Origin of the sequence: Agrobacterium sp. NPDC089420, from assembly GCF_044900305.1 — a bacterium.
Taxonomy (GTDB): domain Bacteria; phylum Pseudomonadota; class Alphaproteobacteria; order Rhizobiales; family Rhizobiaceae; genus Agrobacterium.
The window spans coordinates 319,966-339,376 of record NZ_JBJDMY010000003.1 but is presented as its reverse complement, the minus strand read 5'-3'; the positions used below and the strand labels follow the sequence as shown (position 1 = coordinate 339,376).

18 protein-coding genes are annotated in these 19,411 nt (G+C 61.1%); 11 read left to right on the top strand and 7 right to left on the bottom strand.

Features of this window, described 5'->3' with window-relative positions:
* Positions 1-19: 19 nt before the first annotated feature.
* From glgC to ACI2KA_RS06240, 7 genes are all read left to right on the top strand, one after another.
* Positions 20-1,282 carry a glucose-1-phosphate adenylyltransferase gene (gene glgC / locus ACI2KA_RS06270; protein ID WP_400819300.1) on the top strand — a complete coding sequence of 421 codons (1,263 nt, stop codon included), beginning with the start codon at positions 20-22 and terminating at the stop codon, positions 1,280-1,282.
* 5 nt (positions 1,283-1,287) lie between these two features.
* On the top strand, positions 1,288-2,730 hold the full coding sequence (glgA, locus tag ACI2KA_RS06265) for a glycogen synthase GlgA (RefSeq protein ID WP_404500239.1): 1,443 nt from the start codon (positions 1,288-1,290) through the stop codon (positions 2,728-2,730).
* Positions 2,731-2,734: 4 nt separating this feature from the next.
* The gene (locus tag ACI2KA_RS06260) at positions 2,735-4,363 is read left to right on the top strand and encodes an alpha-D-glucose phosphate-specific phosphoglucomutase (RefSeq protein ID WP_404500237.1); all 1,629 of its coding nucleotides are present in this window, start codon (positions 2,735-2,737) and stop codon (positions 4,361-4,363) included.
* Positions 4,364-4,593: 230 nt separating this feature from the next.
* Positions 4,594-6,549 (top strand): glycogen debranching protein GlgX, encoded by a 1,956-nt coding sequence (glgX, locus tag ACI2KA_RS06255; RefSeq protein ID WP_404500235.1) that lies wholly within the window; start codon positions 4,594-4,596, stop codon positions 6,547-6,549.
* 54 nt (positions 6,550-6,603) lie between these two features.
* On the top strand, positions 6,604-7,092 hold the full coding sequence (locus ACI2KA_RS06250) for a MaoC family dehydratase (protein ID WP_404500233.1): 489 nt from the start codon (positions 6,604-6,606) through the stop codon (positions 7,090-7,092).
* A 34-nt stretch (positions 7,093-7,126) separates the two neighbouring features.
* Positions 7,127-7,849: a transporter substrate-binding domain-containing protein gene (locus ACI2KA_RS06245; RefSeq protein ID WP_404500232.1), complete on the top strand. Its 723-nt coding sequence runs from the start codon at positions 7,127-7,129 to the stop codon at positions 7,847-7,849.
* A gap of 13 nt (positions 7,850-7,862) precedes the next feature.
* Entirely contained in the window at positions 7,863-8,924 is a 1,062-nt protein-coding gene (locus ACI2KA_RS06240) for a DUF2332 domain-containing protein (RefSeq protein ID WP_404500230.1), read from the top strand.
* A gap of 98 nt (positions 8,925-9,022) precedes the next feature.
* On the opposite strand, the gene ACI2KA_RS06235 is transcribed toward ACI2KA_RS06240, so the two are convergent.
* From ACI2KA_RS06235 to ACI2KA_RS06215, 5 genes are read right to left on the bottom strand one after another with little or no spacing between them, the layout of a single operon-like run.
* Positions 9,023-9,577 carry a sarcosine oxidase subunit gamma gene (locus ACI2KA_RS06235; RefSeq protein WP_404500228.1) on the bottom strand — a complete coding sequence of 185 codons (555 nt, stop codon included), beginning with the start codon at positions 9,575-9,577 and terminating at the stop codon, positions 9,023-9,025.
* A complete protein-coding gene (locus ACI2KA_RS06230; protein WP_404500226.1) occupies positions 9,570-12,530 on the bottom strand; it encodes a sarcosine oxidase subunit alpha in 2,961 nt (986 codons plus the stop codon). The genes ACI2KA_RS06235 and ACI2KA_RS06230 overlap by 8 nt, the downstream gene beginning before the upstream one ends.
* Positions 12,527-12,841, bottom strand: a complete 315-nt coding sequence (locus ACI2KA_RS06225) for a sarcosine oxidase subunit delta (protein WP_404500224.1) — start codon at positions 12,839-12,841, stop codon at positions 12,527-12,529. The genes ACI2KA_RS06230 and ACI2KA_RS06225 overlap by 4 nt, the downstream gene beginning before the upstream one ends.
* Before the next feature lie 11 nt (positions 12,842-12,852).
* The gene (locus ACI2KA_RS06220) at positions 12,853-13,263 is read right to left on the bottom strand and encodes a hypothetical protein (RefSeq protein ID WP_404500222.1); all 411 of its coding nucleotides are present in this window, start codon (positions 13,261-13,263) and stop codon (positions 12,853-12,855) included.
* A complete protein-coding gene (locus ACI2KA_RS06215) occupies positions 13,263-14,516 on the bottom strand; it encodes a sarcosine oxidase subunit beta family protein (protein ID WP_404500220.1) in 1,254 nt (417 codons plus the stop codon). The genes ACI2KA_RS06220 and ACI2KA_RS06215 overlap by 1 nt, the downstream gene beginning before the upstream one ends.
* A 315-nt stretch (positions 14,517-14,831) precedes the next feature.
* Between ACI2KA_RS06215 and rpsU the strand changes: the two genes are divergently transcribed.
* Together rpsU and ACI2KA_RS06205 are read left to right on the top strand one after the other, a co-directional pair.
* Positions 14,832-15,059, top strand: a complete 228-nt coding sequence (rpsU, locus tag ACI2KA_RS06210; RefSeq protein ID WP_003508541.1) for a 30S ribosomal protein S21 — start codon at positions 14,832-14,834, stop codon at positions 15,057-15,059.
* A gap of 133 nt (positions 15,060-15,192) precedes the next feature.
* On the top strand, positions 15,193-16,089 hold the full coding sequence (locus ACI2KA_RS06205; RefSeq protein WP_404500218.1) for a tetratricopeptide repeat protein: 897 nt from the start codon (positions 15,193-15,195) through the stop codon (positions 16,087-16,089).
* Positions 16,090-16,162: 73 nt separating this feature from the next.
* Here the strand turns inward: ACI2KA_RS06205 and ACI2KA_RS06200 are convergent, their stop codons facing one another.
* Positions 16,163-16,426, bottom strand: a complete 264-nt coding sequence (locus ACI2KA_RS06200) for a DUF6074 family protein (RefSeq protein ID WP_404500216.1) — start codon at positions 16,424-16,426, stop codon at positions 16,163-16,165.
* 342 nt (positions 16,427-16,768) lie between these two features.
* Between ACI2KA_RS06200 and ACI2KA_RS06195 the strand changes: the two genes are divergently transcribed.
* Together ACI2KA_RS06195 and ACI2KA_RS06190 are read left to right on the top strand one after the other, a co-directional pair.
* On the top strand, positions 16,769-17,047 hold the full coding sequence (locus ACI2KA_RS06195; protein WP_404500437.1) for an exopolysaccharide production repressor protein: 279 nt from the start codon (positions 16,769-16,771) through the stop codon (positions 17,045-17,047).
* Between the two features lie 109 nt (positions 17,048-17,156).
* Positions 17,157-18,146 carry a glycosyltransferase family 2 protein gene (locus tag ACI2KA_RS06190; protein WP_404500214.1) on the top strand — a complete coding sequence of 330 codons (990 nt, stop codon included), beginning with the start codon at positions 17,157-17,159 and terminating at the stop codon, positions 18,144-18,146.
* Positions 18,147-18,407: 261 nt separating this feature from the next.
* Here ACI2KA_RS06190 and ACI2KA_RS06185 read toward each other — a convergent pair whose 3' ends face one another.
* Complete coding sequence (locus ACI2KA_RS06185; RefSeq protein ID WP_404500212.1) at positions 18,408-19,376, bottom strand: polysaccharide pyruvyl transferase family protein; 969 nt, start codon at positions 19,374-19,376, stop codon at positions 18,408-18,410.
* Positions 19,377-19,411 lie beyond the last annotated feature (35 nt).

Here is a 19,411-nt window from a genome sequence, read left to right as displayed (position 1 = left end):
GACAGAGAGGGAGGACACCATGTCGGAAAAAAGAGTTCAGCCTTTGGCACGTGATGCAATGGCTTATGTCCTCGCAGGCGGCAGAGGCAGCCGCCTGAAGGAACTGACGGACCGCCGGGCAAAACCCGCCGTCTATTTCGGCGGCAAGGCGCGCATCATCGATTTTGCGCTCTCCAACGCGCTCAATTCCGGCATCCGCCGCATCGGCGTCGCCACGCAATACAAGGCGCATTCGCTGATCCGCCACCTGCAGCGCGGCTGGGACTTCTTCCGCCCTGAACGTAACGAGAGCTTCGACATTCTGCCGGCCTCGCAGCGCGTGTCGGAAACCCAATGGTATGAGGGCACCGCGGACGCGGTTTACCAGAACATCGACATCATCGAGCCCTATGCGCCCGAATACATGGTCATCCTGGCCGGCGACCATATCTATAAAATGGACTACGAATACATGCTGCAGCAGCATGTCGATTCCGGCGCCGACGTGACGATCGGCTGCCTGGAAGTGCCACGCATGGAAGCGACCGGCTTCGGCGTGATGCATGTGAACGAAAAAGACGAGATCATCGATTTCATCGAAAAGCCGGCCGATCCGCCCGGCATTCCCGGCAATGAAGGTTTTGCGCTCGCCTCCATGGGCATCTATGTCTTCCACACGAAATTCCTGATGGAAGCCCTGCGCCGCGACGCCGCCGACCCGACCTCCAGCCGCGACTTCGGCAAGGACATCATTCCCTATATCGTCGAGCACGGTAAGGCCGTCGCCCACCGCTTCGCTGATAGCTGCGTGCGTTCGGATTTCGAGCATGGCCCCTACTGGCGCGACGTCGGCACCATCGACGCCTATTGGCAGGCCAATATTGACCTCACGGATGTGGTGCCGGACCTCGATATCTACGACAAGTCCTGGCCGATCTGGACCTATGCGGAAATCACCCCGCCGGCGAAATTCGTGCATGATGACGAGAACCGCCGCGGTTCGGCCGTGTCGTCGGTCGTCTCCGGCGACTGCATCATTTCCGGCGCCTCGCTCAATCGCAGCCTCTTGTTCACAGGCGTGCGCGCCAATTCATACTCCCGCCTTGAGAATGCCGTAGTACTGCCGAGTGTGAAGATCGGGCGTCATGCCCAGCTCAGCAATGTCGTCATCGACCATGGCGTGGTCATTCCGGAAGGACTGATTGTAGGAGAAGACCCAGAACTGGATGCCAAACGTTTCCGCCGCACTGAAAACGGCATCTGCCTTATCACCCAATCGATGATCGACAAGCTGGACCTGTAGAGCCCATGAATGTCCTTTCGGTTTCATCCGAAATCTATCCCCTGATCAAGACCGGAGGGCTCGCCGACGTTGTCGGCGCGCTCCCCATCGCGCTGGAAGCCCATGGCGTCACGACGCGCACGCTGATACCCGGATATCCGGCGGTGAAAGCCGCCGTGACGGATCCCGTCAAATGTTTCGAATTTACCGATCTGCTCGGCGAGAAAGCCGATGTGCTGGAAGTACGGCATGAGGGGCTTGACCTCCTCATTCTCGATGCGCCCGCTTATTACGAGCGCTCCGGCGGCCCCTATCTCGACCAGACCGGCAAGGACTATCCGGATAATTGGAAGCGTTTCGCGGCGCTGTCGCTGGCTGCGGCCCGCATCGCCGCCGGCGCGCTTCCCGGCTGGCGGCCGGACATGGTGCATGCCCACGACTGGCAGGCCGCCATGGCGCCGGTCTATATGCGTTATGCCGAGACGCCCGAGATTCCGAGCCTTCTCACCATCCACAACATTGCCTTCCAGGGCCAGTTCGGCGCGAATATTTTTAGCAAGCTTGCCCTGCCCGCCCATGCCTTCGGCATGGAAGGCATTGAATATTACAACGATGTCAGCTTCCTGAAGGGCGGCCTGCAGACGGCGACGGCGCTTAGCACCGTCAGCCCGTCCTATGCCGAGGAAATCCTCACGCCGCAATTCGGCATGGGCCTGCACGGCGTCATCGGCAGCCGCGCCCATGTGCTGCACGGCATCGTCAACGGCATCGACGCCGACGTCTGGAACCCGGCGACGGACCATCTGATCCACGACAATTATTCGGCCGCCAATCTCAGGAACCGCGCGCTGAACAAGAAGGCGGTCGCCGAACATTTCCGCATCGATGATGATGACAGCCCGCTTTTCTGCATCATCTCCCGTCTCACCTGGCAGAAGGGCATCGATCTCATGGCGGAGGCCGTGGACGAGATCGTGTCCCTCGGCGGCCGTCTGGTGGTGCTGGGCGCAGGAGAAGTGGCGCTGGAAGGCGCACTTCTGGCGGCCGCATCCCGCCACCATGGCCGCGTCGGCGTTGCCATTGGTTATAACGAACCGCTGTCGCATCTGATGCAGGCGGGTTGCGACGCGATCATCATCCCCTCGCGCTTCGAACCCTGCGGCCTCACCCAGCTTTACGCGCTGCGTTATGGCTGCATTCCGGTCGTCGCCCGCACCGGCGGCCTTGCCGACACGGTGATCGACGCCAACCATGCCGCCATCGCCAATAAATCGGCGACCGGCGTGCAATTCTCACCCGTCACGCTCGACGGTCTCAAACAGGCGATCCGCCGGACCGTGCGTTATTACCACGACCCGAAACTATGGACACAAATGCAGAAACTCGGGATGAAATCCGATGTTTCCTGGGAAAAGAGCGCCGGTCTTTACGCCGCGCTTTACAGCCAGCTTATTTCGAAAGGCCATTGAAACAATGATCAAGACCGTTCAGACCAAGCCCTATCAGGACCAGAAGCCGGGCACGTCCGGCCTGCGCAAGAAGGTGCCAGTCTTCGCCCAGGAAAATTACGCCGAGAACTTCATCCAGTCGATCTTCGACGCGCTCGAGGGCTTTCAGGGCCAGACGCTGGTGATCGGCGGCGATGGCCGTTATTACAACCGCGAAGTCATCCAGAAGGCGATCAAGATGGCCGCCGCTGCCGGTTTCGGCAAGGTGCTGGTCGGTCAGGGCGGCATTCTCTCCACGCCTGCCGCTTCCAACATCATCCGCAAATACAAGGCCTTCGGCGGCATCGTGCTCTCCGCCAGCCACAATCCCGGCGGCCCGAACGAAGATTTCGGCATCAAATACAATATCGGCAATGGCGGCCCGGCACCGGAAAAGATCACCGATGCGATCTATGCCCGCTCCAAGGTCATCGACAGCTATAAAATCTCCGACGCCGCCGATATCGATCTCGACAAGGTGGGCAGCTTCAAGGTGGATGAGCTGACGGTCGAGGTGATCGACCCGGTTGCCGATTACGCCGCCCTGATGGAAGAGCTGTTCGATTTCGACGCCATTCGTGCCCTCATCGCCGGCGGCTTCAAGGTCGTGGTCGACTCCATGAGCGCCGTCACCGGCCCCTATGCTGTCGAGATCATCGAGAAACGCCTCGGCGCTCCCAAGGGCTCTGTCCGCAACGCAACGCCGCTGCCGGATTTCGGCGGCCACCATCCCGACCCGAACCTTGTCCATGCCAAGGAGCTTTATGACGATGTCATGAGCCCGCAAGGCCCGGATTTCGGCGCGGCTTCCGATGGCGACGGCGACCGCAACATGGTCGTCGGCAAGGGCATGTTCGTCACGCCGTCCGACAGTCTCGCGATCATCGCCGCCAATGCGAAACTGGCACCCGGTTATGCCGCCGGCATTTCCGGCATCGCCCGCTCCATGCCGACAAGTGCGGCAGCAGATCGTGTCGCCGAAAAGCTCGGCCTTGGCATGTATGAAACGCCGACCGGCTGGAAATTCTTCGGCAATCTGCTCGATGCCGGCAAGGTCACGGTCTGCGGCGAAGAGAGCTTCGGCACCGGCTCGAACCACGTGCGCGAAAAGGACGGCCTCTGGGCCGTGCTGTTCTGGCTGAACATCGTCGCCGCGCGCAAGGAAAGCGTGAAAGACATCGTCACGAAGCACTGGGCCGAATATGGCCGCAACTATTATTCCCGCCACGACTACGAAGAGGTGGATTCGGACGCCGCCAACACGCTGGTCGCCACCCTGCGCGAAAAACTGGCCACGCTTCCCGGCACCAGCTACGGCAATCTGAAGGTCGCGAAGGCGGATGATTTTGCCTATCACGATCCGGTCGACCAGTCCGTCAGCAAGAATCAGGGTATCCGCATCCTGTTCGAAGGCGGCTCGCGCATCGTGCTGCGCCTTTCCGGCACGGGCACGGCGGGCGCCACGCTTCGCCTTTATGTCGAGCGTTACGAACCGGATGCGACCCGCCACGGCATCGAGACGCAGACGGCGCTCGCCGACCTGATCTCCGTTGCCGATACGATCGCCGGCATCAAGGCCCATACCGGCCGCAGCGAACCGAGCGTTATTACGTAAGGCGGCCGCACGTTGGTCTCGTTTGGAGAGACGCGACGCGCAACAATCGCTTTTGCAAGGTGCTTGTCGGGGTGACGCCCCCTTGCCACACCTGGCGTCATCCTCGGTCTTGACCCGAGGACGACGGAGGAGAGGTTTCAACCCTTTTTGACGTTTGGGGTGACCGGAACAGCATGCTCCAAGCCTGCCGATGCCTTTGAGAAGAAACAAGACCCTATCGGAGACAGACCATGCAGAACCCATCCATCTTCCCCAAAGGCGCAACCCGGACGGAAAATGGAACGGAATTCACGGTCTATTCCCGGCACGCCTCGCAGATCGATCTCTGCCTTTTCGATGAGACCGGTGAAGAAGAGACGGCGCGTCTGCCGATGGTCCGCGGCGAAGACGATGTTCATCGGCTCACACACGCCGAAGCAGGCCCCGGCACGCGATACGGCTTTCGCGCCCACGGCATTTACGCCCCCGAACACGGCCTCTGGTTCGATCCCGCAAAGCTGCTGCTCGACCCCTATGCCACCGAAATCGACCGCCCCTTCCGGCATGATCCGGCACTATATGTCTTCGGCGAAGAAACGGGGCACATCGTGCCGAAGACGATCCTTTCGCAGCAGGAGCCGGCCAGGCGGCAGCCGCCGCTTTTTGCCGAAGGCGGACTGATTTACGAGCTGGCGGTCAAATCCTTCACCCGGCTGCATCCCGATGTGCCGGAAGAGATCAGGGGCACCGTCGCCGCGCTTGCCCATCCCGCCATCCTCGCCCATCTGAAAAAAATCGGCGTCGACGCCGTGGAGTTGATGCCGATCACCGCCTGGATCGACGAGCGCCATCTGCCGCCGCTCGGCCTTTGCAATGCCTGGGGTTATAACCCCGTCGGCTTCATGGCGCTCGATCCGCGCCTTTGCCCCGGCGGCGTGCGGGAGTTGCGCGACGCGGTTGCGGCGCTGCATGCGCAAGGCATCGGCGTCATTCTCGACCTGGTCTTCAACCATACGGGTGAAAGCGATATCGAAGGATCGGTTTTGTCGCTGCGCGGCCTCGACAATCTTACCGCCTTTCGCCATCCGCCGGGACAGCCGGGCGTGCTGGTCAACGATACCGGCACCGGCAATACCGTCGCCTGCGATCATCCCTATATCCGCCAGCTCATCATCGATTCTCTCCGGCATTTTGTTCTTCATGCCGGCGTGGATGGATTTCGTTTCGATCTGGCCCCCGTGCTGGGCCGAACCGCCCACGGCTTCGACATGGCGAGCGAGACGCTTGCGGCCATGCATTCGGACCCCGCACTTTACGACCGAATCCTGATCGCCGAACCCTGGGATATCGGCCCCGGCGGATATCAGCTCGGCAATTTTCCCGAGAGCTTTCTGGAGTGGAACGACCGCGCCCGCGATGACATGCGCCGGTTCTGGCGCGGCGATGCGGGCACCACCGGGGCGCTGGCCAATGCGCTTTCCGGGTCCTCGCCGATCTTTTCCCGCCATGGCCGCTCGAAAAGCCGCAGCGTCAATTTTCTTGCCGCCCATGACGGCTTCACCCTGTTCGACCTCGTCAGCCACGAAAACAAGCACAATGAAAAAAACGGCGAGAACAATCGCGACGGCCATAATGAAAACCATTCCTGGAACAATGGTTTTGAAGGCCTGACCGACGATCCCGCCATTGTTGCCGCCCGCATCGCGGATGTGAAGGCGCTGCTTTCCACGCTGTTCGTCAGCCGCGGCACCTTGATGCTGACCGCCGGTGACGAGGGCGGCCGCAGCCAGCAGGGCAACAACAATGCCTATTGCCAGGACAATGGGATCAACTGGGTCGACTGGTCATCGCTTTCTGCCGAACTGATCGACCATACGGCGTTTCTTGCAGGGTTGCGCAAGCGTTTCGGCGTATTTTCTGAGAGTGGCTTCTTCTCCGGCAAGGGCGATGTGACATGGCTCGCCCCGGGCGGCGAACCCATGACGGTGGCAGACTGGGAAAGACCGGATGGACAGGCCTTCGCCATGCTGCTCTCCACACCGGACCAAGAGACCGGCAAGGATGCCGAGCTTGCCGGTCTCATCAACCGCAGCGGCGTGATCGTGCCCTTCACCCTGCCCGGCGATGGCTGGCGCGCCATCGGCACGGATTTCGGCAATCCCGCCTTCCTGCCCGCCCGGTCGGTGGTGTTTTATCTGCGCGGTTGATCCTCTTGCGTCGCCAGCCGTATAAGTCGCTGGAAACAATGCGGACGAGGTAACATGACAAAAGAAATTGCGCTGGCGGAAATGAAGGACCGCGTCGGCACGGACATGGGCGTTTCCGACTGGATCACCGTTGACCAGACGATGATCGACGCCTTCGCAAAAGCGACGCTGGATGATCAATTCATCCACACCGATCCGGAACGCGCGAAGGCGGAAAGCCCCTTTGGCGGCACCATCGCCCATGGGTTCCTGACGCTCTCGCTGCTTTCGGCGCTGAATTACGATGCCCTGCCCCGCATTCGCGAGCAGACCATGGGCATCAATTACGGTTTCGATGCCGTCCGCTTTGTCACGCCGGTCAAAAGCGGCGCGCGGGTACGCGGCCGTTTCACGCTGGCGGAAGCACGTTTTCGCGGTGCCGCCATGCTGATGACGACCTATGACGTGACGGTGGAAATCGAAAACGAGAAAAAACCGGCGCTCACCGCCCGCTGGACCACGATCAGCCAGTTCAACCCGGAGGACAGGCCGCCGGACGCCTGATTTCGCAAGCGCATCATGAAAAACGGAGATATTGATGAAATTCGCCTATCTGATTGAGCCTCCGTTTAACTATCGAAGCGAAAGCGGAGCCATAACCGGCTGCGACGTCGAATTGGCGAGGGTCATTCTCACCATGATCGGCATCTCCGACGTGGATTTCGTCGAAACCGAATTTTCGCAGCTTCTGCCCGGTCTGGAAGACAGGCGGTGGGACATGACCACAGGCCTGTTCGATACAGCCGAACGCAGAAAGATAGCGTCATTCAGCTGCCCCATCTGGACTTTGCCGGATGGATTATTGGTTCGGAAAGGCAACCCCAGACATTTAATCGGCTACGCATCAGCAGCCAAGGATCCGGGATGCACAATGGTCGCGGTCCGTAACCAGCTGCAACACCGGGCAATCACGGATAGCGGCGTGCCTGACGCGCAGGTGCTTGTGTGCGAGACTTACGAGGAGGCCGCACAGGCGGTTCTTGACGGCCACGCCGACGCCTATGCCAGCGTCGCAATGGCCCATGCGGGCTTTCTGCGGCAACGGCCGGATCTGGAACTGGAATTCGTCGCCATTTCCCCCGGCGAAAGGGCAGCAGCCGCAGGGGCATTCGCATATCGCAGATCGGATGTTGATTTTGGCAAGGCAATCGATGCCGCACTATCAGCCTATCTCGGATCGGACGAGCATAAAGCCCTGATGCGCCGTTTCGGGTTGGACGATTCCAGCCCCGCCGTCGCCGGAAACCAATCAGCGAAATAACAGGAGAGACCGCATGCATGATGAAGCCGTGAGGAATGCGTTTCTCGTGCAGGCAAGGGCCTGCGACAGTCTCGGTTCGCCCTTTACCGCAAGGCTTTGCCGCGCCGTCGCGGCAAGGCTCGACCGCCAGACGGAAGTGGGCCAGAAAATCCTGTCCTGGCCCGGCGATGTCGGCCCCTCGGGCGATTCCGTGCCGCTGCGGCTGGCCGGGGCGCTGCATGCGCTTGCCATTCAGGAAAGGATCGCGCCGCTTGTCGCGATTGCGCCGGAAGACGAGGACGCGCTGTGGCAGGCCTGCGCCGATGCCCTGCGCTTGCATTCGGCCTTCATCCTCGACCGGTTGAAATCACCGCCGCAGACCAACGAAGTCCGCCGTTCCGCCGTGCTGCTGCCGGGCTTTCTTTCGATTGTGGAGCAGACCGGCAAGCCGCTCGTGCTGTCCGAAGTGGGGGCAAGCGCCGGGCTCAACCTGCAATTCGACCGATACCGGTATCGTCTCGGCGATTTTGCCTGGGGCGAACAATCCGATGTCTTCCAGTCGCCGGAATGGCGCGGCGGCAACCCGCCCGATGGGCGGATCGAGGTCATCGAGCGCGCCGGCTGCGATCTCAACCCGCTCGATCCGTCATCGGCCGAGGACCGGCTGCGGCTGATGTCCTATATCTGGGCAGACCAGACCGACAGGCTGGAACGCACCGCCGCGGCGTTACGCATCGCGGTGGAAAACGGTCTGCGGGTGGAAAGGGCCGATGCCATCGACTGGCTGCGACGCCGGCTTGCCACGCAGCATCCGGGAGCCGCCCATGTCGTTTATCACTCCATCGCCTGGCAATATCTGCCGGATGATCTGAAACAGGCGGGCGAAGAGCTGATCGCCGAGGCCGGCGCCCGCGCCACGCCGCAGGCCCCGCTTGCGCGCCTGCAAATGGAAGCGGATGCGATGCCGGGCGGTGCCGCCATTACCCTGCAGATATGGCCGACCGGCGAAAAACAGGAGATCGGCCGGGCCGATTTCCATGGGCGATGGGTGGAATGGCGGGGATGGCGTCCGGGCCTCGATCACGTCACGGACTAGGAAAGGGCCGCGCGATGCTGGTCGCCTTCTCCCTGGCGGGAGAAGAACGACGCCGCGAAGCTGAGCCCAACAGGCCAGTGGCCAGACGTGATGGCGGCTTAAACCGCCACGTCTTCCGCCGCCTCCTGCAGCAGCCCGCCGACATAATCCGCGAAGGAACGCCAGCATTCCACCCGGAATGTATCGTCTGCCGTGCGCAACAGCACCACTTCCGCCTTGCCGAAAACCGTGCGCGAGCAGGCGCCCACCGGGAACCTCGCCGGAGACAGGTCCTGCGGGCAGCCGGCATTGAGTGCTGCTTCCGCACCGGGGCCGGAAACGATGACGGCCGTGTTGCGGTGGGACACATCGGTTGCGGAAAACAGCCCGGAGACGCCGGCAAGCGCCGCCATCAGGTCGCTTTCGCCCTGGTCGATCACCAGCCATTCATCCGGACCGAGCCACAGAGCCGAGCGCAGGCCCGACGTGACGGAGCTTTTCGGGCTGGTGGGCAAGGCAAGGCCGAGCGCTTCCGACAGCGCCGCGACCGCACTTTCCCGCGCCCGCAACGACAGCCGCGCGGCGGAGGCGGCGGGCTTCAGCGAAACGAAGGGCGAACCGCCGTGGAAATCCTCAAGCACGGATTTGCGTTTTGCGTGCAGCATGTCAGCCATTGAGACGGGCTCCTTCCTTGTCGAGGAAGACCATGTCGGTCACTTCGACGGCAATGGTTTTATCGGCAAGCGGGATATAGAGGGTTTCGCCCATACGTGCCCTGCCATCCGCCACCAGCGCAAAGGCGATGGAGTGGCCGAGATTTTCCGACCAATAGGCCGAGGTGACGTGACCGAGCATGGCCATCGGCTTCGGCTGGTTCGGATCGGCGACGATCTGGCCGCCTTCGTCAGGCACGGTCAGCCTGTCCTTGGTCTTCAGGCCGACGAGCTGCTTGCGGCCGCTACGCGTCAGATCGATGCGTTTCAGGCCGCGAATGCCGACGAAATCCGTCTTCTTCTTGGAAACGGCCCAGGCAAGCCCGGCATCGTCCGGCGTCACCGTGCCGTCCGTATCCTGACCAACGATGATATAGCCCTTTTCCGCACGGAGAATATGCATGGTCTCGGTGCCGTAAAGGCAACCGCCCACCGCTTCCGCCCTGTCGCGGATCGCCGACCAGACGGCGGCGCCGTAATCGGCCGGGACATTGATTTCGAAACCGAGTTCGCCGGTAAAGGACACGCGGAAGAGCCGCGTCGGCACGCCGCAGAACTTGCCCTCGGCCACCGCCATATGCGGGAAGGCTTCCGGCGAAAGATCGATGCCCTCGACAAAAGGCGCGATCACCTCGCGCGCCTTCGGACCCTGCACGGCAATGACCGCCCATTGTTCGGTTGCCGAAGTGAGCCAGACGTTGAGATCGGGGAATTCGGTCTGGAGATAATCTTCCATGTGCTGGAGAACACGCGGCGCACCGCCCGTGGTGGTGGTCACATGGAAACGGTCTTCGGCCAGACGCCCGACAACGCCGTCATCGTAAACGAAGCCGTCTTCGCGGGTCATGATGCCATAACGGCAGCGGCCGGGCTTCAGCGTATCCCACGCATTGGTGTAGATGAGGTTCAGGAACTTCGCCGCATCCGGGCCGACCACTTCGATCTTGCCGAGCGTGGAGGCATCGAACACGCCGACGCTTGTCCGAACCGTCTTGCATTCGCGGTTGATCGCCTCATGCATGTCCTCGCCCGCCCGCGGGAAGAACCAGGCGCGCTTCCAGTTGCCGACATCCTCGAACACCGCTCCGGCCGCCAGTTCCTCCTCATGCATCGGCGTCTTGCGGGCCGGATCGAACAGCGCGCCGCGCGAATGGTTGATGAGCGTACCGAAGGTGACCGGCGTATAAGGCTGGCGGAAGGTGGTGAGGCCGACCTTGGGCAAATCCCGCCCGAGCACTTCTGACGCAATGGCGAGACCGTGCATGTTCGACATCTTGCCCTGATCCGAAGCCATGCCGTTGGTGGTGAAGCGCTTGATATGCTCGACCGAATGCATGCCCTCGCGCACGGCAAGGCGGATATCCTTGGCGCAGACATCGTGCTGGAAATCGATGAAGGCCTTGACGCCGGTGCCCTCGCCAGCACCTTCGGCCGCACCGATCATGCCGCCCGTCCATGCCCGGGCATTTTCGCCGGAAAATTCCACCGAACCGCCGCCGGCAGCAGCCGCTTCGGCAATCACGGCGGCAAGATCGTCCGTGCCGTTGCAGGCGCCGACGGAAACGCAGTTCTGCACATGGACATCAGGAAGGAAACGCTGGTTAGCCGCGTCAAACTTCAGCTTGCCGCGCGATTGCGAGAAGAGATGCACGGATGGCGTCCAACCGGCCGAAACGACCAGCGCATCGATGGTGATCTTGCGCTTGTTGGAGCCGCCGTTGCGGCCAACCGTCATGGAAGAAACGCGCAGGCGACCGGCAGTGTTGTAAACGCTGTGGCCGGCCAGAACTTCGATGCCGAGCGCGCGCGCCTCGTCCAGCAGGCGCTGATCCGGGTTTTCGCGGCAATCGATAATGGCGGCGATCTTCACGCCGGCCTTCTTCAGGTCGAAGGCCGTCTCATAGGCCGAATCATGGGCAGTATAGACCCCGACATTGTGACCGACGGCCACGCCGTACTGGTTGAGATAGGTGCGGGCCGCCGAAGCCAGCATGATGCCAGGCCGGTCATTATTGGCAAAGACCATGTGGCGCTCGATCGCGCCGGCCGCCAGCACCACCTTTTTAGCGCGCACCTGCCACAGCCGCTCGCGCGGCTGGTGTCTGGCCGGTGTGGCGAGATGATCGGTCACGCGCTCCGCCAGAGCGACAAAATTGTGGTTGTAATAACCAAAGGCCGTCGTGCGGGTCAGAACCCGCACATTCGGCATGGACTGCAACTCGGCCAAAACCTTCTGTGCCCATTCATAGCCGGGCAGACCATCGATAACCGCGCCGGTATCGAAGCGCAGCACGCCGCCGACTTCGGCATTTTCATCCGCCAGAATGACGCTGACCCCGGTTTTCGCCGCCGACAGCGCCGCCGTCAGGCCGGCGACGCCGGCACCGGCGACAAGTACGTCGCAATGGGCATAACGGCCGGAATAATGATCCGCATCCGGTTCGCCCGGCGCCTTGCCGAGACCGGCGGCGCGACGGATCAGCGGTTCGTAAATCTTGTGCCAGGCAGCCTTCGGCCACATGAAGGTCTTGTAGTAGAAACCGGCCGCGAACATCGGCGACAGGAGATCGTTGATGGCGCTGAGATCGAAGGACAGCGACGGAAACCGGTTCTGCGAAGCGATAACCGCACCGTCGAAGACTTCCTGCACCGTGGCGCGCACGTTGGGCTGCTTGCGCAGGCTGTCGCGGGAGACGTCGATCAGCGCGTTAGGCTCTTCCGGCCCGGCGGACAGAAAACCGCGTGGCCGGTGATATTTGAACGAGCGGCCGATCAGATGCACGCCATTGGCCAGCAGCGCGGATGCGACGGTATCGCCCTCCAGCGCCGGATAGATCTTGCCGTCGAAGGTAAAACGCGCGGTTCTGGCGGGCGTCAGGCGGCCAGCACCCTTGATACGATAATCGCCGCTCATTGCCCGGCTCCCTTGTCTGCGGAAAGGACCGCCTCAGTATCGGGCTTCGGCTCGCCGGCCTTGTAGGTCATCAGGAATTTATCGCTGACGGAATCACGGGCAGCGTTGAAGAAGCGGCCGCAACCGTGAATGTGACGCCAGCGCTCGAAAACGAGGCCCTTGTCATTGTCGCGAATGAAGAAATACTCCGCGAAGGCCTCGTCCGAAATATCGGCGATATTTTCCGGCCGGGCGATATGGGCCTCGCCTGCCCAGCGGAATTCCAGTTCGGAACGGTCTTCCCCGCAATAGGGGCAATGGATCAGAAGCATCGTCGCTCCACCTAGAGAGAATTTTCCGGAAGAATGGTTCCGGCGGGTTGGTCACACAGCCGCTTCCCCATGGCTACGAAGGGGGAAAGCCGCTTTAAAAGCTGCTCAAAATTATCGAAGGGGCGCAGCGCCGAGGCCCGGCCCATGTTGACGATGGCAACCGCCATCATGTCGGTGTCGATTGCGAAGGGGTAGTCCTGCTCGCCATCCTCCCTCTCGCCGACAAAATAGACCATCTTGTTTGCGAGACTGGGAGCGCACAGAAGCAGGCCTTTTTCCGCCACGAAGGGCCAGTCTTTTTCGCCATGCATCTTCGCAATCTTCTGGCTGCGAAAATCCTTTACCTCCGGAATGATGCTGCCGACGGGCACGGCCACGGCCGCGCCAGAGATTGTGATCGAAAGCATGGCCGCCGCCAGCATCAATGCGCCACCGCGGCAGCGGCAGCCTCATCGATAAGCCGGCCGGTACGGAACCGGTCGAGCGTCAACCCGGCCGCCAGGCGATGCGGTTCGCCGCGGGCGATGAGATGCGCGAAGAGATTGGCCGAACCCGGCGTCGCCTTGAAGCCGCCCGTGCCCCAGCCGCAATTGACGAAGAGGTTTTGCACCGGTGTCACGCTCTGGATGGCCGAGCGGTCTGGTGTGTTGTCGGTGATGCCGCCCCATTGGCGCATCATCTTGACGCGGCGGAAGATCGGGAACAGTTCGCAGATGGCGTCCAGCGTATGGGTGATGATCTGCAACCCGCCGGTCTGGGAATAGGAGTTATATTGATCGGTGCCTGCACCGATGACCAGTTCGCCCTTGTCGGACTGCGAAATATAGGCGTGAACCGTGTTGGACATGACCACGCAGGGGAAGATCGGCTTCAGCGGCTCCGACACCAGCGCCTGCAGCGGGTTGGAATGCAGGGGAACGCGCACATCCGCCATTTTCATGATGACGGAGGAGTGACCGGCTGCGGAAACGCCGATTTTCTTGGCGCCGATGAAACCGCGATTGGTCTCCACACCCGTCACCGCCCCGTCAGCTCCGCGGCGAATGCCCGTGACCTCGCAGTTCTGGATGATGTGCACGCCGCGGTCCGAGGCCGCGCGGGCATAACCCCAGGCCACCGCATCGTGACGCGCCGTGCCGCCGCGGCGCTGAAGGGCGGCACCGTTGATCGGGTAACGCGCATTGCCCGATATATCGAGTGGCGGGCAATAGGCTTTCGCCTGCTCCGGCGTCAGCCATTCATTGTCGATGCCATAAAGACGGTTGGCATTGATATGGCGGCTGAAGGACTGCCGGTCATGAATGTTGTGCGACAGCATCATCACGCCGCGGGCCGAATACATGACGTTGTAATTGAGATCCTGGCTCAGGCCTTCCCACAATTTCAGGGAGTGCTCGTAAATATGCATGCTCTCTTCATAGAGATAGTTGGAGCGGATGATGGTGGTGTTGCGGCCGGTATTGCCGCCGCCGAGCCAGCCCTTTTCCAGCACCGCGACATTGGTGATGCCGTGTTCCTTGGCCAGGTAATAAGCGGCACCCAGCCCATGGCCGCCGCCGCCGATGATGATGACATCATAATCCTTGCGCGGCTCGGGTGAGGCCCATTGCGCATCCCACCCCTTGTGACCCCTGAGCGCCTCACGCGCCACGGCAAAAACGGAATATTTGCGCATTCGCAATCTGCTCCTCGACAACCGGCCAGAAGCCGGAAACATGGTTCCGGCCCGTATCATACACATGGCAAATCGGGATGGGAGGCAATATCCATTTTGCGACGCCGCAATGCTTTTGTTTCGACATCGCAGGCAGAATGCCGGGGAAGCTGCATTTTGCAGGCTGTTTATGCGCTACCGGCTGGACTTGCTGCAAATGATCTGTTATTGCACGTCACCAATCGCCCGGCTCGACAGCCGAACGAACGATTTTTATTTGCGTGCGAATGCCTTATTCACATAGCAAATCAACCAAACCAAAGGAACGGGATTCACGTGCAGGTACTAGTCCGCGACAATAACGTTGATCAGGCGCTCCGCGCCCTGAAGAAAAAGATGCAGCGCGAAGGCATTTTCCGTGAAATGAAAATGCGCGATTATTACGAAAAGCCCTCCCAGAAGCGCGCCCGCGAAAAGGCTGAAGCCGTTCGCCGCGTTCGCAAGCTGGCACGCAAGCGTGCACAGCGCGAAGGTCTGGTTGCAGGCCCCCGCGCAGGCCGTTAATAGGCCGTCTTTTGGACGTTTTTGAATGCTTGTTGGGCGGGGGCGATCAATTCGCCGCCGCTCTTTGTGTTTGTGGCCGGAGAATGTTCTTGAGAACGACCGTGAGACCGGCCTGCGAGGGAACCCACACCGAATGACCGCTGTCGACGCCTGTGTTGTGAAAAACGCCGATGCCTCCACGCCTCGGCCGCCATTGAAAAACAACAGAGGGTTTCGCGCTTCTCTGGTCGTGTGCACCGTTCTGGCCGGCCTTTCCGGCTGCGCGACATCCAACCAGACGGAAGATGTGTTCAGGATCGACCGTGCCCAGGGCTCGCAGGAAAACATCGCCTCGCTCACTTCGGTCATCAACGCCAATCCGCAGGATCCGGAAGGCTACAATGTCCGTGGCTCGGCTTATGGCCGCGCCGGCGATTCGCGCCGCGCCATCGAGGATTTCAACAGGGCGCTGCAGCTGAACCCGCGCTTTTACCAGGCCTATGCCAACCGCGCGCTGGTCTACCGCAACTCCGGACAGCAGCAGCAGGCGCTGCAGGACTATAATGCCGCGCTGCAGATCAATCCGAGCTACGATGTGGCGCTGATCGGCCGCGGCAATCTTTACCGCCAGTCCGGACGCGTGAACGAAGCCTTCAACGATTTCTCCCGCGCCATCGAGCTTGAAACCACCGATGGACGCGCCTGGCACAATCGCGGCCTGATCTACCAGCTGCGCAACCAGCATGCCCAGGCGATCGAGGACTTCTCCAAGGCAATCTCGCTGTCATCGACATCGCCAGAGCCCTATAATGGCCGTGGCCTTTCTTACGTCGCGCTGAATGACGACGAAAACGCCTTTGCGGATTTCAATCACGCCATTTCGCTGGATGACAAGGTGGCGGAATCCTGGGCCAACCAGGCTCTGGTCTATGAGCGGCGCGGCGAGATGGCCAAGGCCGCCAAGTCCTATGCGCATGCCGCGCGGCTCGATCCGAAATACAAGCCGGCGCTTGATGGCGTTGCCCGCACGCGCGGCGCCGGCGCCTCCTGAAGCCAGGGCTGAGCTGACGAAAAAAGCCGGCGGTGCGACACCTGCCGGCTTTTTTATGGAACGTGCCGAGGCCTCAATGGCTGTCGCGGCGCGCCTCAGGCGTGGCGTCACCCGCCCATAATTCCGCCTGCACCGCGTTTTGAAACTCCATGACCTCACGCCGCATGGCGGCATCCTCATAGCCCAATCCCGTCAGATAGGCGGCCAGCTCGCGGCATTCCCGGCGCCAGAAATCATTCGCCTCCGCACCATGCAGACGATCAAGCATGGTTGCACACCGTTTTACATCGGCAATGCGGTTCTTTGCCGGAAAGGCGATTACTTCTGAACTCGTCATCACGCGGGCACCCTGCTCTTCGAGGAATCAATACCGACTTTTTAAAGGCGAGATGGTTAACGAAGTCTGCAGAGAGATGGAGACAGCCGGCAAAGGCCTGCCGGAGAGCGATTCTTCGCCTGTTCGGAGCGCAAAATCATGTTTCAAGGCCGCCCCGACCGGAAGGAATCATCGATTACCAAGGAATTTACCAATCAAGATTACCGAAATTTCATGCCACGGCAGATAGAAGAAGTATATGTGTGTTGAAACAACACCAGTCTCATCGTATATTTCTTGCAAAGAAAAAAAATGCCGCAGCGCAGCCAAAAATGGAGAAATCGTTCTCGGGAGGAGAGCACCATGTATGCACCTCGTGTTTTTTTCAGCATGATCGGTGCATTGCTCGCCTTTGCGGTTGCCACATACGTCATCCACGGATCGTTCTATACGGCATTCGTCCAGACGCTCATCTGCGCCGTCATCCTGCAAGTCGGTTATTTTATTGCGATTCTGGTGCTGGTCGCCCGCGAAAAACGCCGGATGCGCGAAAGCTTTTCCCGTGACCGCAGCGCCGAGACGATATCGGCGGACGCCGCAAAAAGCGCACCGCCCCATGGCGCGAAATTGACGGATATGTAATTCCCGAAGCGTCTTGTTTATTGCGTCGCAAAAAAATCGCTTGCATCCACACGCCTGACACTTTCTGCTGGCCAAATAACCACGGTTTGTCAAAGCAGAAGGACACCATATGGTGAGCGGTTCACAGCCCATTTGCGTCATCATCGCTGCGAAAAATGCGTCCGAAACGATCGATATCGCCATACGCTCCGCGCTTGTGGAGCCGGAGGTTGCGGAAGTCGTGGTGATCGACGACGGTTCCGCCGATACGACCAGCGACGTTGCGCATGCGGCCGATGATGGTACGGGCCGCCTGCGCGTGGTGCGATTCGACGTCAATCGCGGTCCTTCGGCCGCCCGCAACCATGCGATCTCGATTTCCTCTGCGCCGCTCATCAGCATTCTCGATGCGGACGATTTCTTTTTCCGGGGCCGCTTTGCCGCCATGCTGGCCGATGACGACTGGGACCTCGTGGCTGACAATATCGCCTTCATCCAGCAATCGGTTGCCGGCGCCTCCTCCATGCAGCCGGCACGCTTCGAACCGCAGGCGCGGTATCTGTCGCTTGCGGAATTCGTGGAAGGCAATATTTCCCGGCCCGGCGTCGAGCGCGGGGAAACCGGGTTCCTGAAACCGGTGATACGCCGCGCCTTCCTCGACAAACATGCGCTGCGTTACGACGAAGCGCTTCGGCTCGGCGAAGATTACGAACTTTACGTGCGCGCCCTGGCCGCCGGTGCGCGCTACAAGGTCATCCGCCATTGCGGTTACGGCGCGATCGTGCGCGGCAATTCGCTGAGCGGCCGCCACGGCACCGATGACCTGCGCCGCTTATACGAAGCGGACCGGGCCATTCTTGCCGGCTGCCGGCTTTCCGCCGCCGAGACGGCGATCCTGCGCGACCATGAAAAACATATCCGCGCCAAATTCGAGCTTCGCCATTTTCTCGATGCGAAAAAGCAGAAAGGCATGGGCGGCGCACTGGGCCACGCTCTCGCACGCCTGCCCGCCCTGCCCGCCATCACGCGCGGCATCTGGAGCGACAAGACCGCCCGCTTCCGCAAATCGCCGCCGGTGCGGGACGTGCGTTATCTGCTGGATGGCACGCCGGTTTCGTGAGGGCAGATCCGCTGCTGCAAGAACGACGACAAGTCCGCCTTTCGTTCCTCCGTCATGCCTGACTTGATCCGGCATCCAGCCACGGCGCGTCTGCGCCGTGAAAGAGTCTTTCGCGATCAATGACTTGATCGCGAAAGACCCCGGTATCCAAGTCCGGGGTGACGGTCTGCAGATTGTCCGCTTTCGCCAAACACATAGGTGCCGCTACACCTTGCCCCTGGCGCGAAAGGAAGCACCACCGCCGACTATGTTAGATCACCCTCAAAGATAATCCCGCTTCACCGTTTCCAGAACCGCGGCAAAACGGTCCTTGCGCTCCTCCAGCCGGCCATCCGGGCTAAGGCGCGGCTCCGCGCGGCTCGCCTGCCACAGCGCCAGCGTGGACGGCGCGGCCAGCACCTGCTTGGCCAATTTGCGCAATGACCGGGACTGCGTTTCCTGCGGCCGCACCAGCACATCACCCTCATGCGTCGGGCCATCATGCGCCGGAACGGAACCGGCCTCGGCAATGACGGGGCCGGGCGGCGGCGGGAAACTCATGCCCCAGAAACGCGAACCCTTCTTCGCCGCTTCCGCACGGGTCGAAACCGGCACATAACGCGGCTGATAGTCCACACCCACGCTGCCGGCCCAGTCGCTCCATTTGAAGCTGTTGATCGAAGGTGAGGTGCTGACCGCGACCCACGGCACGCGGAAGGCATCGGCAAGAATGGCGCCATGCATGGATTCGGCCACGATGAATTCCGACTGGGCGATGGCGCGGATGACCGCTTTCGCCTCGCCGCGCGGGTCGAGATAGGTCAGCCCCGCCGGTTCGCAGACCGTTTCCCACATGCCGAATTCCGCCGATTCCCAATGAGGAACGAAGGTCTTCTTGTAGAGCTTCGGCAAGCCTTTGAACTCCGGCATTTCGGTGACCATGACGGCCGGGTCGACAATGCCCTTTTCGGGCGAAAGCCCCAGCTTGGCGGCGGTTTTTTCGCCGCGCACGCAGCGTATGTCCCAGAACTCGGTACTGGTATCCGGCACCGCGCCGTAACCATAACCGCTGCCGATCACCAGCTTGCGTTGCCTGGCGGGCAAAAGAACGTCGTTCAGCACGGTGCCGACGCCGACCAGCATGACATCGTCATGCACGTCGCGCAGGCCCGGAAGCAGAAAATCCCACAGCCACAGATTGAGATCGTCACCAAAATTGCCATGATGCGATTCCCAGTGGTAAGGTTTCATGAGGTCACTCCTGGGTGAGAAAACATATAAATTCT

What these genes read in the sequence shown, in the direction of transcription:
- glgC (WP_400819300.1), top strand. Translation starts at nt 20, where the DNA reads ATGTCGGAAAAAAGAGTTCAGCCTTTGGCACGTGATGCAATGGCTTAT.
- glgA (WP_404500239.1), top strand. Translation starts at nt 1,288, where the DNA reads ATGAATGTCCTTTCGGTTTCATCCGAAATCTATCCCCTGATCAAGACC.
- ACI2KA_RS06260 (WP_404500237.1), top strand. Translation starts at nt 2,735, where the DNA reads ATGATCAAGACCGTTCAGACCAAGCCCTATCAGGACCAGAAGCCGGGC.
- glgX (WP_404500235.1), top strand. Translation starts at nt 4,594, where the DNA reads ATGCAGAACCCATCCATCTTCCCCAAAGGCGCAACCCGGACGGAAAAT.
- ACI2KA_RS06250 (WP_404500233.1), top strand. Translation starts at nt 6,604, where the DNA reads ATGACAAAAGAAATTGCGCTGGCGGAAATGAAGGACCGCGTCGGCACG.
- ACI2KA_RS06245 (WP_404500232.1), top strand. Translation starts at nt 7,127, where the DNA reads ATGAAATTCGCCTATCTGATTGAGCCTCCGTTTAACTATCGAAGCGAA.
- ACI2KA_RS06240 (WP_404500230.1), top strand. Translation starts at nt 7,863, where the DNA reads ATGCATGATGAAGCCGTGAGGAATGCGTTTCTCGTGCAGGCAAGGGCC.
- ACI2KA_RS06235 (WP_404500228.1), bottom strand. Translation starts at nt 9,577, where the DNA reads ATGGCTGACATGCTGCACGCAAAACGCAAATCCGTGCTTGAGGATTTC.
- ACI2KA_RS06230 (WP_404500226.1), bottom strand. Translation starts at nt 12,530, where the DNA reads ATGAGCGGCGATTATCGTATCAAGGGTGCTGGCCGCCTGACGCCCGCC.
- ACI2KA_RS06225 (WP_404500224.1), bottom strand. Translation starts at nt 12,841, where the DNA reads ATGCTTCTGATCCATTGCCCCTATTGCGGGGAAGACCGTTCCGAACTG.
- ACI2KA_RS06220 (WP_404500222.1), bottom strand. Translation starts at nt 13,263, where the DNA reads ATGCTGGCGGCGGCCATGCTTTCGATCACAATCTCTGGCGCGGCCGTG.
- ACI2KA_RS06215 (WP_404500220.1), bottom strand. Translation starts at nt 14,516, where the DNA reads ATGCGCAAATATTCCGTTTTTGCCGTGGCGCGTGAGGCGCTCAGGGGT.
- ACI2KA_RS06205 (WP_404500218.1), top strand. Translation starts at nt 15,193, where the DNA reads ATGACCGCTGTCGACGCCTGTGTTGTGAAAAACGCCGATGCCTCCACG.
- ACI2KA_RS06200 (WP_404500216.1), bottom strand. Translation starts at nt 16,426, where the DNA reads ATGACGAGTTCAGAAGTAATCGCCTTTCCGGCAAAGAACCGCATTGCC.
- ACI2KA_RS06195 (WP_404500437.1), top strand. Translation starts at nt 16,769, where the DNA reads ATGTATGCACCTCGTGTTTTTTTCAGCATGATCGGTGCATTGCTCGCC.
- ACI2KA_RS06190 (WP_404500214.1), top strand. Translation starts at nt 17,157, where the DNA reads ATGGTGAGCGGTTCACAGCCCATTTGCGTCATCATCGCTGCGAAAAAT.
- ACI2KA_RS06185 (WP_404500212.1), bottom strand. Translation starts at nt 19,376, where the DNA reads ATGAAACCTTACCACTGGGAATCGCATCATGGCAATTTTGGTGACGAT.